Consider the following 17164-nt stretch of genomic DNA (forward strand, 5'->3'; position numbering starts at 1 on the left):
TCCGTAAACGTGTAAATGGCCCCGGATGGGGCCATTGCTCGGTGGGTGCAGGGCCGAAGCCTGCCCGATCAGCTCAGCAACGCCTGAGCGAACTCGCGGGCATTGAAGGTTTCCAGGTCTTCGAGCTTTTCACCCACGCCGATGAAATACACCGGAATGGGGCGCTCCTGTGCAATGGCGGCCAGCACGCCGCCCTTGGCCGTGCCGTCAAGTTTGGTGACGATCAGGCCGGTGAGCTGCAGCGCATCGTCAAACGCGCGCACCTGGGCCAGCGCGTTCTGGCCGGTGTTGCCGTCGATCACCAGCAGCACCTCGTGCGGGGCGGTGGCATCGGCCTTAGTGACCACGCGGCGGATCTTTTTCAGCTCTTCCATCAGGTGCAGCTGCGTGGGCAGGCGGCCGGCGGTGTCCACCAGCACCACGTCCTTGCCGCGCGCCTTGCCGGCGGTCACGGCATCAAAGCTCACGGCGGCGGGGTCGCCACCTTCCTGGCTCACGATCTCGACCGTGTTGCGGTCGGCCCACACACCCAGCTGCTCGCGCGCAGCGGCCCGGAAGGTGTCGGCCGCCGCCAGCAGCACGGCGGCGCCTTCACCCGCGAGGTGCTTGGTGAGCTTGCCGATGGAGGTGGTCTTGCCCGCGCCGTTCACGCCGGCCACCATGATCACGGTGGGGGTGTGCTCGCCAATCACCAGGGCTTTTTCGAGCGGGCGCAGCAGTTCTGCCAGCGCATCGGCCAGCAGGCCCTTGACGGCGGCGGGGTCGGTGGTCTTGCTGTCCTTGACGCGGCGCTTGAGGTCGGCCAGCAGGTGCGTGGTGGCCTTCACGCCGGTGTCGGCCATCAGCAGGGCCTCTTCCAGCTCCTCATACAGCGCGTCATCAATCTGTGTGCCGGTAAAGACGGTGGCAATGCTGCTGCCAGTCTTGCGCAGGCCGGCTTTCAGGCGATCCAGCCAGCCTTTGCGCTCAGGCGCCGGGGCAGGGGGCGCAGCCGAGGTTGCGGGTGCTGTCACTGGCGCAGGCGGTGGTGTGACGGGCGTGGGTGGCGCAACCGGCGCAGGTGCAGCAACGGAAATCGGGGGCGCCACGGAGGGCAATTCAGGGTTTGTAACCACTGGAGCAGCGGCGGGCGCTGTGGCTGCCGGTGCCGCAGGGGGCGGTGGGGTGACAACCGGTGCTATCGGTGGCATCGCCACGGGCGCTGGTGGGGTCAAAGTGACGGGCGCTGGTGCTGCGGGGGGCGGCGCAGTGGGCTCAGGGGCTTTGTTGCCAAACGGGTTGCGCAGCCAGCCAAAGCCTGCCGGGGCGGGCGCCGCCACGGGAGCCGGTGTAGCGGGCGCTGGCGGGTTGAGGGTAGCCGCGGGCGGCGTGGCGGGCAGGGGGGGCGCTGCGGGCGCAACCACGGTGGGCGACGGTGCGCCTACCGGCTGGGCCTGGGCGGGCGCATCGGCGGGGGCTGGCGAAGGAGCGGGCTTTTTCTTGAAAAAACTGAACATTGGCGGGTTCTTAGAATCACCCCATTCTATGAAACGCGCTTTCACCCTACTGGGCCTGCTGGCCTGCCTCTCGTCCGGGGCTGCCTTTGCGGCCACCACCCCGGTGTCTCAACCCTCCACCACGCCGTCCACCACGGCCTCTGGCGCGCAGCAGTTCACGCTCAAAAACGGCATGCAGCTCATCGTGCAGCCCGACCGCCGCGCCCCGACGGCGGTGCACATGGTCTGGGTGCGTGTGGGCTCCATGGACGAGGTGGATGGCACCTCGGGTGTGGCCCATGTGCTGGAGCACATGATGTTCAAGGGCACCAAAACCCTGCCACCGGGCGAGTTCTCGCGCCGCGTGGCAGCGCTGGGCGGCCGGGAGAACGCCTTCACCAGCCGCGACTACACCGGCTACTACCAGCAGATCCCGTCCAACCGGCTCGAAGATGTGATGAAGCTCGAATCGGACCGGTTTGCCCACAACCACTGGCCGGACGAGGAGTTCAAGAAAGAGATCGAGGTCGTCAAGGAAGAGCGCCGCCTGCGCACCGAAGACCAGCCCCGGGCCATGCTGGCCGAGCAGCTGTTTGCCGCCACCTTCAATGCATCGCCCTACCGCCGCCCCATCGTGGGCTGGATGAGCGACCTGGACGCGATGACGCCCGATGACGTGCGCGCCTTCCACCGCCAGTGGTACACCCCCACCAACGCCGCCGTGGTGGTGGCGGGCGATGTGGACGTGGCCCAGGTGCGTGCGCTGGCCGAGAAGTACTACGGCAGCCTGCCCGTGCATGCGCTGCCCGCGCGCAAGCCCCGCACCGAGCCCGAGCAAAAGGGCCTGCGCCGCATCGCCGTCAAGGCCCCGGCAGAACAGGCTTATGTGGCCCTGGCCTTCCGCGCGCCCAGCCTGGACCGCGTGGACAACCTCACCGACGAAGATCGCGATGCCCTCGCGCTGATGGTGCTGTCGGCCGTGTTCAACGGCTACGACGGTGCTCGGCTGGACCGCGCGTTGACCCAGGGCCCCAACCGCGTGGCCGACAGCGCCAGCAGCTCCGCCATGGTCACCGGGCGCGGCCCCAGCCTGTTCATGCTCAGCGGCGTGCCCGCTGCGGGCAAGACCGCCCAGCAGGTCGAAGACGCACTGCGCGCCGAGGTGACCCGGGTGGCCAAGGAGGGGGTGAGCGAGGCTGAGCTGAACCGAGTGAAGACGCAGTGGATCGCCTCCACGGTGTACGAGCGCGATTCGGTGATGAGCCAGGCGCAGGAGCTGGGTGGCAACTGGGTGCAGGACTTTCCGCTGGATGCCAACGAGCGCCTGCTGGCCCTGCTGCGCACTGTGACTCCTGCGCAGGTGCAGGCCGTGGCCGCCAAGTATTTTGGCGACGACCAGCTCACCGTGGCCACGCTGCTGCCCCAGCCCCTGGACGCCCCCCGCGCCCGTCCCCAGCTGCCTGCCGGCGCTGCCATCCGCTGAACCCGCCCTGCGGAAACTGCCCATGATTACTATCAAAAACATAGCTGTCCGTGCTTTATGCACTAGCGCTATCGCCCTTTTTTCTTCCAATTCGGCGTGGGCGCTGCTGCCCATCCAGCACTGGACCGAACCCAACGGCGCCAAGGTCTATCTGGTCGAAAGCCCGGTCATCCCCATGGTGGACGTGCAGATCGACTTTGACGCCGGCACGCGCCGCGACCCGGCGGGCCAGTCCGGCCTGGCCAACGCCGTGGCGGCCATGGCCAGCAAAGGCGTGAAGGCCGGGCGCGACGCGAGCGCCGAGCCTGCGCTGGACGAAAACGGCCTGGGCGAGGCCTGGGCCGACCTGGGCGCCAGCTTTGAAGCCAATGCCGACAACGACACGCTGCACTACGTGCTGCGCTCGCTGACCGACGCGCCGCTGCTGGAACGCGCCGCGCGGCTGGCGGCCCGCCAGATTGCCGAGCCCACGACGACCGAAGACGTCTGGCAACGCGACCGCGCCCGCTGGAGCGCCAGCCTGAAAGAGGCCAACACGCGCCCCGCCACCGTGGCCAACCATGCGTTTGCCGCTGCGGTGTATGGCAACCACCCCTATGGCGTGCGCACCACCGAAGAGACGCTGGCGCGCATCGGCGTGGCCGACATGCAGGACTTTCACGCGCAGTACGTGGCCGCCTGCCGCGCCAAGGTCAGCATCGTGGGCGCCGTATCGCGCGCCCAGGCGCAGACGCTGGTGGCCACGCTGCTGTCGCGCCTGCCTGCCAGCACAGGCTGCGCCCCGCTGCCGCCTGTGGGCGAAGTGGCGGCGCTGACGGCACTGGCCGAGAAGACCATTCCGTTTGCATCGGCCCAGGCCCATGTGCTGATTGGCCAGCCGGGATTCCAGCGCCGCGACCCGGACTTTCTGGCGCTGCTGGTGGGCAACCACATCCTGGGCGGTGGCGGATTTGTCTCGCGGCTGACCAACGAGGTGCGTGAAAAGCGCGGGCTTTCCTACAGCGTGTACAGCTACTTCGCCTCCGGCCTGCATGCGGGCGCGTTCACTGTGGGCCTGCAGACCCGACCCGACCAGGCGGCCCAGGCCGTCAAGGTGTCGCGCGACGTGATTGCCCGCTTTGTGGCCGAAGGCCCCACCGAGGCCGAGCTGCGCGCCGCCAAGGACAACCTCATCGGCGGCTTTGCGCTGCGCATCGACAGCAACAAGAAGCTGCTGGGCAATGTGGCCAACATCGCCTGGAACGACTTGCCGCTGGATTACCTGGACCAGTGGGCGAAGAAGGTGGAAGCCTTGACCGTGGCCGACGTGCGCACCGCCATGGCACAGAAGCTGCAGCCCGAGCGCATGGTCACCGTGGTGGTGGGAGGCAAACAGCCATGAGCCGATCTACCCTGCGCGGCAGCGCCATCACTGCCGAAATCCGCAAGGCTCAGGCCGCCGCAGCCGCAGTGCCGGTGGACCCCAAGGCCTCCAAGAAAAAAGCCAAGGACAAAGCTGCGGCGGCTGCCGCCCCCAAGGGCGCGGGCGAAATCCGCATCATCGGCGGGCTATGGAAGCGCACCCGCCTGCCCGTGGCCCAGCGCCCCGGCCTGCGCCCCACGCCCGACCGCGTGCGCGAAACCCTGTTCAACTGGCTGGGCCAGGACCTCTCTGGCTGGCGCTGCCTGGACGCGTTTGCAGGTACCGGTGCGCTGGGGCTCGAAGCCGCTTCGCGCGGCGCCGCGTCGGTGCAACTGGTGGAGAGTGACGCGGCGCTGGTGGCACAGCTGCAGGTGCTGCAGGCCAAGCTGCAGGCCAGCGCCGTGCGCGTGCAGCGCGGCGACGGCGTGGCCGCCCTCAAGCAGGCCGCGCCCGCCAGTGTGGACCTGGTGCTGCTGGACCCGCCGTTTGACAGCGACCTGTTTGCGCCCGCTCTCCAGGCCGCAGCCAAGGCCGTGGCCGCAGAGGGCTTCATCTACCTCGAAGCCCCCCGCGCCTGGACGGACGACGAACTGGCCCCCAGCGGCCTGGCCGTGTACCGGCACTTGAAGGCAGGCGCCGTGCATGCACATCTGCTGCGCCCTGTGGCCCTCACCACCGGCTGAGCGAACGCCGGTTCATGTTGCACTGCACTGCATAATGCGCGCACGCGGCCCGAAGGCCCTGTGGAACGGGTGGTTTGCCCGTTCCCAGGGCCCGGGCCAACGTCCATACAGCCAGACAGGAGACAACCAGCCATGGCCCAGAACGTGCTCGCCGTGTACCCCGGAACCTTTGACCCCATCACACTGGGTCATGAAGACGTGGTGCGCAGGGCCACCCAGTTGTTTGAACGTGTGATCGTGGCTGTGGCGGCGGGCCACCACAAGAAGACCCTGTTTTCGCTGGAAGAGCGGATCGAGATGGTGCGGGATGCCGTGAAGATGTATCCCCAGGTGCAGGTCGAGCCCTTCTCGGGCCTGCTGCGCGACTTTGTGGTGTCGCGCGGCGGCAAGGCCATGGTGCGCGGCCTGCGCGCCGTGACCGACTTTGACTACGAGTTCCAGCTGGCGGGCATGAACCGCAGCCTGATGCCGCAGGTGGAGACGGTGTTCCTCACGCCCAGCGACAAGTACCAGTTCATCAGCAGCACCTTTGTGCGCGAGATCGCCGTGCTGGGCGGCGAGGTGACCAAGTTCGTGTCGCCCTCGGTCGAGGAGCGGCTGGCGGTCAAGGTGCGCAGCCTGGCGGCGCCGGGCGGCTGAGGACTGTGGCCAGAATGCACAAGGAGCCACGGTGAAGGCTCTTTTGTGCAGATAGCGCTAGTGCAATCTGCCCATGCTGCTATCAAAATAATAGTTTCATGGTTCTTGCTGCCTCAGCCCCTGCCGGGCGGCAGCCGGGCTGCAATGGCCTGGGCCTGCGCGCGCAGGGCCTCCAGCATGGGCGCCACCTCGGGCAGGGGCGGGCGGTACAGCGGCAGCAGCGCCGTCACGCTGAACGGGATGGAAAACGCCAGGCGCCGCAGCACCAGCCGCTCGCTGGCTGCTGCCAGGGCGGTGACCGGGTTGACAATGGCAACGCCCAGGCCCTGCTCGACCATGGCGCACACCGCTGCGGCGCTGTGGGTTTCCACGCGCAGCGTGCGCTCCACGCCCCCCTCGGCAAACCGGGCGTCGATCAGGCGGCGGTAGGGGTCGTCGGCCGAGAGGCTTACAAAGAATTCGCCGGCAAAGTCGCCGAGTTGCAGCACCGGCTGGCGTGCCAAAGCGTGGTGGGTGGGCAGCACGGCCACCTCGTCCAGGGTCAGCAGCACCTCGGCGCGGGTGCCGGGCGGGGCGCTGGTCTGCTCGCACAGGCCCAGGTCAAACCGCTGGGCGCTCATCCATTCTTCGAGCAGGGGCGATTCCTGCGGTGTGACGGACAGGCGCGCCTCAGGCTGCGCCTGCATCAGCCGTGCCGCCGCACCCGGCAGCATTGCATGGGCCAGCGCGGGCAGGCACAGCACCGATAGCTGCACGGCCCCCGACCGGCCCAGGGCTACGGCCCGGTCCACCACACGCTCCAGCCCCTGCCAGGACCGTTGTACCTCGTCCCACAGCGCCAGCGCCCGTGCGTTGGGGCGCAGGCGGCCCTGCGCGCGCTCGAACAGCGCATAGCCCAGCAGCGACTCCAGCCGCGCCAGCTCGCGGCTCACGGTGGGTTGCGAGCTGTGCAGCAGGTCGGCCGCGCCGGTGGCGCTGCCGGCGGTCATCACGGCGCGGAAGACCTCGATGTGCCGGTGGGTGATCCGGTGGGCCAGGGGCGAGTCGGTCAGTCCAGTCATGGGTAGAGCATATCCATATTGAATGGATGGCGTAAATCAAAGCATTCGACCAAATACTTCGCGGCGGGCATGATGCGGGCCATCGTTCACGTTGTGCCGCACCTGTTGCTGGCTTTGGAGCCTTTGCATGTCCAACCCCTTTTCTCCCGCCCAGCTCTGGGCCCTGGCCGACCAGTTTGGCACCCCGCTATGGGTGTATGACGCGGCCACCATCCGCCAGCGCATTGCGCAGGTGTCCAATTTCGAGACCATCCGTTTTGCGCAGAAGGCCTGCTCCAACATCCACATCCTCAAGCTCATGCGCGAGCAGGGCGTGAAGGTGGATGCCGTCTCGCGTGGCGAGATCCTGCGTGCGCTGGCGGCGGGCTATGTGGCGGGTGGTGAGTCTTCCGAGATCGTCTTCACCGCCGACCTGTTCGACGCCGCCACGCTCGACTGCGTGGTGGAGCACGGCGTGCCGGTCAACGCGGGTTCCATCGACATGCTGCACCAGCTGGGCGCGCGTTCGCCCGGCCATGCGGTGTGGCTGCGCATCAACCCCGGCTTTGGCCACGGCCACAGCAACAAGACGAACACGGGTGGCGAGCACAGCAAACACGGCATCTGGCACACGGACCTGCCTGCGGCGCTGGCCGCGATCAAGCAGCATGGCTTGAAGCTGGTGGGCCTGCACATGCACATCGGCTCGGGCGTGGATTACAGCCACCTGCAGGAAGTGTGCGGTGCCATGGTCAACTTGGTGCGCACGGCGCATGCGGCCGGGCATGACCTGCATGCCATTTCGGCCGGTGGTGGCCTGTCCATCCCCTACCGCAGCGGCGACCCCGTGGTCGACACCCAGCACTACCACGGCCTGTGGGACACCGCGCGGCAGCAGGCCGAGGCCATCGTGGGCCACCAACTGGGCCTGGAAATCGAGCCCGGCCGCTTCCTGGTGGCCGAATCCGGCGTGCTGCTGGGCCAGGTGCGCGCCACCAAGAACGCGGGCAACAACCACTTTGTGCTGGTCGATACCGGCTTCAACGAACTCATGCGCCCGTCCATGTACGGCAGCTACCACGCCATGAGTGTGCTGCGCCGCGATGGGTCCACGGCGGCAGAGCAACCCACGGTGGTGGCGGGCCCGCTGTGCGAGTCGGGCGACGTGTTCACCCAGGGCGACGGTGGCGTGGTGCTGCCGCGCGACCTGCCTGCCGCGCAGGTGGGTGACCTGCTGGTGATCCACGACACGGGTGCGTATGGCGCCAGCATGTCCTCGAACTACAACACGCGGCCTTTGATTGCCGAGGTGCTGGTGGATGGTGGCCAGGCCCGCCTGATCCGCCGCCGCCAGACGGTGGACGAGTTGCTGGCGCTGGAGCTGGGCCTGTAAGCCCGGTTGGGGGCTGCGCACGTGGTGCGTGGCTGGCAGCCGGAGTCGACGGGGTAGGTGGAGGCCTACGGGCAGGCGCTGTTATGCCGGACAACGGCGCTGCGGGGTGAGAAATACAGTGAAAACACCTGACCTTCTCACCCTTTCAAGGAGATTCTCATGCCTCTCATTGCCTGGCTACTTGGCGTCCCACTGTCGGTTGTTTTGCTGCTGATGTTGTTCGGAGTGTTTTGAACACAGTCCGCTGACAGTACCGCACTGGCAGCGCCAATACAAAAGGCCGCTGCGGCATGCCGCAGGGGCCTTTTTTCTTTCGCGCTTCTTTGGTTCAGGTCAGCTCGGACGCAGGCCCGCGCCCCATGAGCGTGACCACCGCATCGGCCGGGGTGAGCTGGCCATCGAGCAGCGCAACCACCGCACGGGTGATGGGCATGTCCACCCCCAGCGCAGCCGCCCGCTGCGCCACGGTGCGGGCGCTGTAAACGCCCTCCGCCACGTGGCCCAGCGACTCGACGGCCTGCTGAAGGGTTTTGCCCTCGGCCAGCAGCATGCCCACGCGCCGGTTGCGCGACAGGTCGCCGGTGGCGGTCAGCACCAGGTCGCCCAGTCCCGACAGGCCCATGAAGGTGTCGGGCCGCGCGCCCAGCGCCAGGCCCAGCCGCGTCATCTCGGCCAGACCGCGTGTGATGAGTGCGGCGCGGGCGTTCAGCCCCAGCGCCAGCCCGTCGCACAGGCCGGTGGCAATGGCCAGCACGTTCTTCACCGCGCCGCCCACTTCCACGCCCACGATGTCTTCGTTGGCGTATACGCGCACGCTGGGGCTGTGGAAGGCGCTCACCAGTGCATCGCGCACCTGGGCATGGGCGCTGGCCGCCACCAGGGCGGTGGGCTGGCCGAGTGCCACCTCTTGCGCAAAGCTGGGGCCGCTGAATACGCCTGCTATCAAATCAGGAGCTACTTGTGCTTGTATTTCGTGCGCCAGCAATCCAAAAGATGATGAATCGACACCAAGAGGTGCCGCCTCGAACCCCTTGCACAGCCAGGCCACAGGTGCAGCGCAGCCATGCAAGGCCTGCAGCATGCCGCGCAAAGCCGCCATGGGCGTGGCCACGATGACGAGGTCGGCCCCGGTCCACAGCGCAGCAAAGTCGCCATGGGCCAGAGTGAGGGAGGGGGGGAGGGTGATGCCGGGCAGGTAACGCGCGTTCTGCCGCTGCGTCTGCATCTGGGCCGCCTGGGCGGCATCGCGCGCCCACAAGGTGACGGCATGGCCTGCGGGGTGCTGGGCGGCACTCATGGCCACCGCTGTCCCCCAGGCTCCAGCGCCCAATACTATGATTTTCATAGCTGTATGCGCTTATTCATCCAGCACTACAGGCAAAAATGCCTGTAAATGCTTATTGCGTGATGATGGGCGAGGCCTGGCCGGCAGCCTGGGCTTGCTGTTGCTCGTACATGGCTTGGAAGTTGATTTCGGCCAGGTGCACGGGCGGGAAGCCGGCGCGGTTGATGATGTCGGCCACGTTGCCACGCAGGTAGGGGTACACGATCTGCGGGCAGGCGATGCCCATGATGGGACCCATCTGGTCTTCAGGCACGTTGCGGATTTCGAAGATGCCGGCCTGCTTGGCTTCGACCAGGAACACGGTCTTGTCCTTGATCTTGGTCTGCACGGTGGCGGTCACAGCCACTTCAAAGATGCCTTCGGCCACGGGGGTGGCTTCCACGCCCAGCTGGATGTCCACGCTGGGTTGCTCTTGTTCGATCAGGATGGCGGGGGAGTTGGGTTGCTCCAGAGACATGTCCTTGAGGTAGACGCGCTGGATCTGGAACACGGGGTTTTCTTGGTCGGCCATGGTGAAGTCTCTTTGCTCTTACGAAATTGCTAGCAAAACAAAACCCGCCGGGGAGCAGCTCCCGCAGCGGGCACATGGGGCTGCATTATGCAGCGCCCAGACAGGGGGTCAGGCGCCGAGCAAGGGCATCAGCTCGCCACGGCTGTCCAGCGCCACCAGATCGTCGTGGCCACCGACATGGGTGTCGCCGATGTAGATCTGCGGCACCGTGCGGCGGCCGGTGATTTCCATCATGTGGCTGCGCGCGGCGGGGTCGGTGTCGATGCGGATCTCCTCGATCTGCTCCACGCCCTTGGACTTGAGGATCTGCTTGGCCCGGATGCAGTAGGGGCAGACGGCGGTGGTGTACATCTTCACGGGTTGCATGGCGGACCTTCCTCTTTCTTCCTGTGGGGCAAAAAACCAGTCAAGAGACTAGCGCTGACCGAATAACTGGGGGCGGGTCAGGCTTTTTCCACAGGCAGGCTGGCTTCGCGCCAGGCCTTGAGCCCACCGGCCAGTGCCTGGGCGTTTTCATAGCCCAGCTTCTTGGCGATACCGACAGCTCGGTTGGCGCGGGCGCCGCTGGCGCACACCAGCACCACGGGCAGGGCTTTGTTCTTGACCACGGTGGCCAAGCGCTCTTCGAGTTGGCCCAGCGGCACGTTCTTGGCGCCGTTCACGTGGCCTGCGGCAAATTCCTCGGTTTCGCAGACGTCGATGACCACCGCTTTTTCGCGGTTGATGAGCTGCACGGCGCGTGCTGGCGTCAGCGAGCCGCCACTGGCGTTCTTGAGGACCGGCCACAGCAACATGCTGCCCGAAGCCAGTGCAACGAGGAACAGATACCAGTTATCAATAATGAATTTCACGAAGCTTCCTTGGGTTGGCGAACAGCGTAATTCTAGAATGCTGGGTTTTGGCCCGCATTTTTTGACCTGCCTTTCCTGGGGAAACCATGTACAAGCTCGTTCTGATTCGCCACGGCGAATCCACCTGGAACCTTGAAAACCGCTTCACCGGCTGGACCGATGTGGACCTCACGCCGACCGGCGTCTCCCAGGCCATGTCGGCCGGCAAGCTGCTCAAGGCCGAGGGCTACGAGTTCGACCTGGCGTTCACCAGCGTGCTCAAGCGCGCCATCCACACCCTGTGGTACGCCCTCGACGAGATGGATTGCACCTGGCTGCCCGTGGTCAAGGACTGGCGCCTGAACGAGCGCCACTACGGCGCCCTGCAGGGCCTGAACAAGGCAGATATGGCCAAGCAGTACGGCGACGAGCAGGTGCTGGTGTGGCGCCGCAGCTATGACACGCCTCCGCCAGCACTGGAAGCCACCGACCCACGCAGCGAGCGCAGCGACCGCCGCTACACCGGTGTGGCGGCCGAGAACGTGCCCCTGACCGAGTGCCTGAAAGACACCGTGGCCCGCGTGTTGCCGTTCTGGAACGAGGCCATGGCGCCCGCCATCCGCTCGGGCAAACGGGTGGTGGTGGCTGCACATGGCAACTCCATCCGCGCGTTGGTGAAGTACCTGGACAACATCTCCGAGTCCGACATCGTGGGCCTGAACATTCCCAACGGGATTCCACTGGTATACGAGCTCGACGCCGACCTCAAGCCCATCCGTCACTACTATCTGGGCGATGCGGAAGCGGCGGCCAAGGCCGCAGCCGCCGTGGCATCGCAGGGCAAAGCGTAAATCGCAGGTAAAGAGCGGGGAAAACCCCGCTTATCCCCGCCAAAGTGAGCATCCATGCGGAACTGCGGCGGGTTTGGCCCTTCCAAGGTGTATATTGGTTTTGAAGCGGTAAAAGGTGTTGTATGGGCCACAAACTCAAGATTGCAGGATGGGTATCGGTAGGCGTGGTGGCGGGTGCGCTCACCACGGTGTCACTGCAAACGGTGGCGCGTGGCGCCATGACGCCGTTGCCGCTCGAAGAAATCCAGCAGTTGTCCGCCGTGTTCGGCTTGGTCAAGACCGATTACGTCGAGCCGGTGGATGACAAAAAGCTCATCACCGACGCCATCTCCGGCATGGTGTCCAGCCTGGATCCGCACTCCCAGTATTTCGACAAGAAGTCCTTCAAGGAATTCCGCGAGGGCACTTCGGGCCGTTTTGTGGGCGTGGGTATCGAGATCACACAGGAAGACGGTCTGATCAAGATCGTGTCGCCCATTGAGGGCTCGCCCGCCTTTCGTGCCGGCCTCAAGACCAATGACCTGATCACCAAGATCGACGAAACTGCCGTCAAGGGGCTGGCGCTCAACGACGCTGTCAAGCGCATGCGCGGCGAGCCCAGCACCAAGGTCACGCTCACCATCTTCCGCAAGGACGAGAACCGCACGTTCCCCGTCACCATCACGCGCGAAGAGATCAAGACCCAGTCCGTCAAGGGCAAGATGATCGAGCCTGGCTACGCCTGGATTCGCCTGTCGCAGTTCCAGGAACGCACGGTGGATGACTTCGTGCGCAAGGTGGAAGAGGTCTACAAGCAGGACCCTAACCTCAAGGGCCTGGTGCTGGACCTGCGCAACGACCCGGGTGGCCTGCTGGACGCAGCCGTGGCGATCTCTGCGGCCTTCCTGCCCGAGAACGTGACGGTGGTGACCACCAATGGGCAGTTGGCCGACAGCAAGGCTACCTATAAGGCTGCCCCTGACTATTACCAGCGCCGGGGTGGCGGTGACCCGCTCAAACGCCTGCCTGCGTCGCTCAAGTCGGTACCTCTGGTGGTGCTGGTCAACGAAGGCTCTGCCTCCGCCAGCGAAATCGTGGCCGGCGCGCTGCAAGACCACAAGCGTGCCACCATCATGGGCAGCCAGACCTTCGGCAAGGGATCGGTGCAGACCGTGCGCCCGCTGGGCCCTGACACGGGAATCAAGCTGACCACAGCCCGCTACTACACCCCCAGCGGCAAGTCGATCCAGGCCAAGGGCATCGTGCCCGACGTGATGATCGACGAGTCGGAAGAGGGCAACATCTTTGCCGCGTTGCGCATGCGCGAGGCCGACCTGGACAAGCACCTGAACAGCGGCCAGGGCGAAGAGAGGAAGGACGAAGCCCGCGAAAAGGCCCGCGAGGAAGCCCGCAAGCGAATGGAAGAAGAGGCCAAGAAGCCTGCGGCCGACCGCAAGGTGCCCGAGTTTGGCTCGGACAAGGACTTCCAGCTGGTGCAGGCCCTTAACCAGCTCAAGGGCCGTCCTGTGCTGGTCAGCAAGACGCTGACGGAGCGCAAGGAAGAAAAGAAAGAGAATTGAGCCTTTCGCGCTCCGACCCAGGGCTGGATTTCGCGAGGAATCCAGCCTTTTTCATGTTGGCCTGTTTCACCGTTGTTTTATTGGCCGTTGCGGGCCAGCCCTCCCATGACCGATGACCAGCTCCTGCGCTATTCCCGCCACATCTTGCTCGACGAGGTGGGCATTGAGGGGCAGGAGCGGGTGCTTGCGGCCCATGCACTCATCATCGGCGCGGGTGGGTTGGGGTCGCCTGCCGCGCTGTACCTGGCGTCTGCTGGTGTGGGCCACATCACGATCGTCGATGACGATGTGGTGGACCTGACCAACCTGCAGCGCCAGATTGCACACACCACCGCGCGTGTGGGCAGCCCCAAGGTCGAGTCGGCGGCGCAGGCCATGGCCGATATCAACCCCGAGGTACGGGTCACGGCACTGAAAACTCGGGTGGACGCAGCCGCTTTGGACAATCTGGTGCGCGATGCCACGGTGGTGCTCGACTGCAGCGACAACTATGCCACCCGCCAGGCGGTCAACGCTGCATGTGTGCGCCATACCAAGCCGTTGGTGGCGGGCGCGGTGATCCGGTTTGATGGCCAGATCACGGTGGTGGACCCGCACGATATGCAGTCGCCGTGCTATGCCTGCATCTTCCCGCCCGACGCGGAGTTTGAAGAAGTGCGCTGCTCCACGATGGGTGTGTTTGCGCCGCTGGTAGGCGTGGTGGGGGCGATGCAGGCGACCGAGGCGCTGAAGCTGATTGCGGGCGTAGGGCAGTCGCTGGCTGGGCGGCTGCTCATGCTGGACGGCCGAGCCATGGAGTGGAGCACCATGCGCGTTCAACGCCATGCCCACTGCCCAGTGTGTGTTGCGCGGTAGGATTTTTCCTACATGGCCAGCGTGTTGCGGCTGGCAGAATCCGGCGCATGGAAGCCTTAAATTCAAGGTTAGGACAGCGTGACCTGCACTGTCCGTACACATGGACCCGCCCGTGAAATTGCGCACCTACATTGTTGAAGACAACGCGACCATCCGCGAGAACCTGATCGGAACTCTGGAGGAGTTGGCGTCTGTGGAAGCGGTGGGTGTGGCAGAAACCGAAGACGAAGGCACTAACTGGCTGTCTGCACACCCCGAGGAATGGGACTTGGCCATCGTTGATCTGTTCTTGCGCCAGGGCAGCGGATTGGGTGTGCTGGCTGCCTGCCGCACGCGGCGGCCCGGCCAGAAAATGGTGGTGCTCAGCAATTACGCCACGCCGGATGTGCGCATGCGCTGTGCGCAGCTGGGTGTGGATGCGGTGTTTGACAAATCCAACGAGATCGACGCGTTGGTGGACTACTGTGTGCATCACAGCGGTCCGGCCCACGGGATGGATGCCGGCAATAACGGCGGTGCGTCTGCCGCCCCATCGGGCTTGCCCCAGTGACATCATCCGCCGCCGCGTGCGTAGGTGCATGCGGCAGTCGGAGGGGCGTATTTTTCCTGCCTTTTTTGAGCTCCGTAGCAAGGCATGCCCAGGCCCTGCAGCACCGGGTGCAGACAGGGGCCTGTATGTCAGTCGATCAAGCGATTCTTGAGCGCGTAGTAGGTGAGGTCACTGTTGGAAGACAGACTCATCTTTTCCATCAGGCGCGTGCGGTACGTACTCACCGTCTTCACACTCAGCGACAGCGATTTGGCAATATCGCCTGCCGTCTCTCCCTTCGCCAGCTTGAGGAACACTTGAAACTCGCGCTCCGACAGCTGCTCGTGCGGTGGCGCATCGTCCTTGCGGTTGAGTTGCTGCGCCAGCAGTTCGGCCACGGCAGGCGTGAGGTAGCGGCGGCCCAGCGCGATGGTGCGGATGGCCTCCACGATTTCCGACGGCTCACACTCCTTGTTCAGGTAGCCGCTCGCGCCCTGGCGGATCAGGTTGATCGCGTAGTGCTCCTCGGGGTACCCGCTCAGGATCAGAATGCCCATGTCCGGCGCTTTGGCGCGAAGCATGGCCAGTGCATCGAGCCCACTCTGGCCAGGCATCGACAGGTCCATGAGCAGCACGTCGATTTCCTTGTTACGGACCAGGTCAATGGCTTCGCGGCCATTGGCGGCCTCGCCTTCCACCCGCAGGTCCACGTGCTCCGACAGAAACTGCCGCAGCCCGGAACGAACAATCGCATGGTCATCCACAATGCCGATCTTGATCATTGATGCTTCTTTCGAGGCGGCAGCAGATGTGCTGCCGGTGTGTATTGAAGTCCAGGCGCTCGGCATGTCGTTACATGGCTGGCGCACCTGGCAGGTAACGGGCCATTATCCAGAATAAGCGTATGAATCTCCAAGAAAACACCCGGCGTTGGTTACCAAAAGTCCGCCAGATGGCCTTGAGCCTGCCCATGGCGCTGCTGGCGGCCATGGTGCTGGTGGGCATAAACGAAACAGGGCACATGCGTTCGCAGGACGCGGTGGAACAGCTGGCCCAAGGGCTGACCACGCGGGCCGATGTGAACAAGCTGCTGCAAAGCATGCTGGATGCCGAAACCGGCCAGCGGGGTTATTTGCTCACCGGTAACGAGACCTACCTGGAGCCTTATGACAAGGCCGTGGCGACCGTTCAGACCAACTTGGACCGCTTGCGTAAGCAATTCATGTCTTCGCCCGAGGACATGCAGGAGTTCGCGTTGCTGTCCCGGCAGATCTCGCGCAAGCTGGCCGAGATGGAGCTGAGCCTGCGTCTTCGCCGCCAGGGCAACGAAGACGCGTGGAAGTTCATCTTGAACACCGACGTGGGCAAGGAGCACATGGAGGCGATCCGGCAACATGCGCAAGAGCTGATCACCCGCAGCGACCAGCGTCTGCAGCAGGGGCGTGAGCAGATCGAGCAGTCGCTGATGCTGTCGCGCATTGGCATTGCCACGGTCACTGCCATCGGCCTGCTGGCGTTTTACATGTACCTGCGCCAGACACAGGCCGTGCAGGCCGTCAACCAGCGCGAGCAGGAAGTGCTGGAGCGCGAGCGCGACCGTCTGGAGGGCCTGGTGCGCGACCGTACGGCTACGCTGTCCGAATTGGCGAACCACCTGCAGCAGGTGCGCGAAGAAGAACGGGGCCATCTGGCGCGGGAACTGCACGATGAGCTGGGCGCACTGCTGACGGCCGCCAAGCTTGATGTGGCGCGCCTAAAGTCCAAGATTGATGCCACCGCGCCGGACATTGCCGAGCGTCTCAAGCATCTGACGGAGACGCTCAACAGCGGCATTGCCCTCAAGCGTCGCATCATCGAAGACCTGCGCCCATCGTCGCTGTCCAACCTGGGGCTCACGGCCGCGCTGGAAATATTGACGCGCGAATACGCCGAGCGTGCAGGCATCGAGGTCGAGACCAGCCTGGAGGCGGTGCAACTGCCCGATGCGGCCCAGCTCACGGTGTACCGCATGGTGCAGGAGGCGTTGACCAACATCGGCAAGTACGCCAAGGCCAGCAAGGTGCTGGTGTCGGTGCATGGCTACCCCACGCATGTGGCGGTGCAGGTGCGCGATGACGGCGTAGGGTTTGACCCCGCCACCGTGCGCCCCACATCGCACGGCCTGGCAGGCATGCGCCACCGCGTCGAAGCGGCGGGGGGACGCCTCACACTGACCTCGCGGCCGGGCAATGGCACCTTGTTGTCTGCCGTGTTGCCGCTGCCACGCACCTCGTCGGAGCCGCGCCGCAACGCCGCTGCACACGACGCCTGAGTTCCTGCGCAGGTGCTGAGGCGCTGGCCGCCTCATTCCCTATCTCCTCTCTATCTGTTGCATCGTCGGGCCTGCATGGGCGACCGGTGGAAGTGGCCCATGGCAAACGTCAGGTAGCCATGCATGGCGGTCTGACGCCCCTAGTGTTGCCATTGATTAAGCCCCGGCATCGTGCAACGCGGGCGAGTGCGTGCTGTCCTACACCGCACCCACTGCATCGCCGACACGCGTGCGCGCCGCACACCGGCAGCCGCCACG

The 17164-nt window shown here is 65.3% G+C and carries 18 protein-coding genes; 11 read left to right on the forward strand and 7 right to left on the reverse strand.

Features of this window, described 5'->3' with window-relative positions; translation table 11 throughout:
- Positions 1-68 precede the first annotated feature (68 nt).
- Positions 69-1496 carry a signal recognition particle-docking protein FtsY gene (gene ftsY / locus AC1Q64_RS18405; RefSeq protein ID WP_492252333.1) on the reverse strand — a complete coding sequence of 476 codons (1428 nt, stop codon included), beginning with the start codon at positions 1494-1496 and terminating at the stop codon, positions 69-71.
- A gap of 28 nt (positions 1497-1524) precedes the next feature.
- Here ftsY and AC1Q64_RS18410 point away from each other — a divergent pair, with 28 nt between their 5' ends.
- From AC1Q64_RS18410 to coaD, 4 genes are all read left to right on the forward strand, one after another.
- Positions 1525-2958 carry a M16 family metallopeptidase gene (locus AC1Q64_RS18410; RefSeq protein ID WP_492252334.1) on the forward strand — a complete coding sequence of 478 codons (1434 nt, stop codon included), beginning with the start codon at positions 1525-1527 and terminating at the stop codon, positions 2956-2958.
- A gap of 22 nt (positions 2959-2980) precedes the next feature.
- Positions 2981-4339: a M16 family metallopeptidase gene (locus AC1Q64_RS18415; protein ID WP_492252335.1), complete on the forward strand. Its 1359-nt coding sequence runs from the start codon at positions 2981-2983 to the stop codon at positions 4337-4339.
- The gene (rsmD, locus tag AC1Q64_RS18420) at positions 4336-5043 is read left to right on the forward strand and encodes a 16S rRNA (guanine(966)-N(2))-methyltransferase RsmD (protein ID WP_492252336.1); all 708 of its coding nucleotides are present in this window, start codon (positions 4336-4338) and stop codon (positions 5041-5043) included. The genes AC1Q64_RS18415 and rsmD overlap by 4 nt, the downstream gene beginning before the upstream one ends.
- 132 nt (positions 5044-5175) lie before the next feature.
- Entirely contained in the window at positions 5176-5682 is a 507-nt protein-coding gene (coaD, locus tag AC1Q64_RS18425) for a pantetheine-phosphate adenylyltransferase (RefSeq protein WP_291436820.1), read from the forward strand.
- A gap of 113 nt (positions 5683-5795) precedes the next feature.
- Here the strand turns inward: coaD and AC1Q64_RS18430 are convergent, their stop codons facing one another.
- Positions 5796-6743, reverse strand: a complete 948-nt coding sequence (locus AC1Q64_RS18430) for a LysR family transcriptional regulator (RefSeq protein WP_492252337.1) — start codon at positions 6741-6743, stop codon at positions 5796-5798.
- Between the two features lie 127 nt (positions 6744-6870).
- Here AC1Q64_RS18430 and lysA point away from each other — a divergent pair, with 127 nt between their 5' ends.
- On the forward strand, positions 6871-8115 hold the full coding sequence (gene lysA / locus AC1Q64_RS18435; protein ID WP_492252338.1) for a diaminopimelate decarboxylase: 1245 nt from the start codon (positions 6871-6873) through the stop codon (positions 8113-8115).
- A gap of 328 nt (positions 8116-8443) precedes the next feature.
- On the opposite strand, the gene AC1Q64_RS18440 is transcribed toward lysA, so the two are convergent.
- The 4 genes from AC1Q64_RS18440 to AC1Q64_RS18455 form a co-directional block, all read right to left on the reverse strand.
- Positions 8444-9460: an NAD(P)H-dependent glycerol-3-phosphate dehydrogenase gene (locus AC1Q64_RS18440; protein WP_492252339.1), complete on the reverse strand. Its 1017-nt coding sequence runs from the start codon at positions 9458-9460 to the stop codon at positions 8444-8446.
- 52 nt (positions 9461-9512) lie between these two features.
- Entirely contained in the window at positions 9513-9971 is a 459-nt protein-coding gene (gene secB / locus AC1Q64_RS18445) for a protein-export chaperone SecB (RefSeq protein WP_291436826.1), read from the reverse strand.
- Between the two features lie 108 nt (positions 9972-10079).
- The gene (gene grxC, locus AC1Q64_RS18450; protein ID WP_015015481.1) at positions 10080-10337 is read right to left on the reverse strand and encodes a glutaredoxin 3; all 258 of its coding nucleotides are present in this window, start codon (positions 10335-10337) and stop codon (positions 10080-10082) included.
- Positions 10338-10414: 77 nt separating this feature from the next.
- Positions 10415-10822 (reverse strand): rhodanese-like domain-containing protein, encoded by a 408-nt coding sequence (locus AC1Q64_RS18455; protein WP_291436830.1) that lies wholly within the window; start codon positions 10820-10822, stop codon positions 10415-10417.
- Between the two features lie 86 nt (positions 10823-10908).
- Here AC1Q64_RS18455 and gpmA point away from each other — a divergent pair, with 86 nt between their 5' ends.
- From gpmA to AC1Q64_RS18475, 4 genes are all read left to right on the forward strand, one after another.
- Positions 10909-11652: a 2,3-diphosphoglycerate-dependent phosphoglycerate mutase gene (gene gpmA, locus AC1Q64_RS18460; protein WP_291436832.1), complete on the forward strand. Its 744-nt coding sequence runs from the start codon at positions 10909-10911 to the stop codon at positions 11650-11652.
- Positions 11653-11774: 122 nt separating this feature from the next.
- Positions 11775-13211: a S41 family peptidase gene (locus AC1Q64_RS18465; protein WP_291436834.1), complete on the forward strand. Its 1437-nt coding sequence runs from the start codon at positions 11775-11777 to the stop codon at positions 13209-13211.
- A gap of 105 nt (positions 13212-13316) precedes the next feature.
- A complete protein-coding gene (locus tag AC1Q64_RS18470; protein ID WP_492252340.1) occupies positions 13317-14066 on the forward strand; it encodes a HesA/MoeB/ThiF family protein in 750 nt (249 codons plus the stop codon).
- A 112-nt stretch (positions 14067-14178) separates the two neighbouring features.
- A complete protein-coding gene (locus tag AC1Q64_RS18475; protein WP_291436838.1) occupies positions 14179-14616 on the forward strand; it encodes a response regulator in 438 nt (145 codons plus the stop codon).
- A 128-nt stretch (positions 14617-14744) separates the two neighbouring features.
- On the opposite strand, the gene AC1Q64_RS18480 is transcribed toward AC1Q64_RS18475, so the two are convergent.
- Positions 14745-15377 (reverse strand): response regulator, encoded by a 633-nt coding sequence (locus AC1Q64_RS18480; RefSeq protein WP_056065924.1) that lies wholly within the window; start codon positions 15375-15377, stop codon positions 14745-14747.
- Here AC1Q64_RS18480 and AC1Q64_RS18485 point away from each other — a divergent pair.
- Both AC1Q64_RS18485 and AC1Q64_RS18490 read left to right on the forward strand, forming a co-directional pair.
- Positions 15361-15495, forward strand: a complete 135-nt coding sequence (locus AC1Q64_RS18485) for a hypothetical protein (RefSeq protein WP_492252341.1) — start codon at positions 15361-15363, stop codon at positions 15493-15495. The genes AC1Q64_RS18480 and AC1Q64_RS18485 overlap by 17 nt on opposite strands.
- 4 nt (positions 15496-15499) lie before the next feature.
- Positions 15500-16906, forward strand: a complete 1407-nt coding sequence (locus tag AC1Q64_RS18490) for a sensor histidine kinase (RefSeq protein ID WP_291436843.1) — start codon at positions 15500-15502, stop codon at positions 16904-16906.
- Positions 16907-17164: the final 258 nt, after the last annotated feature.

It is taken from the genome of Acidovorax sp. GW835-FHT14G06 (assembly GCF_058793595.1).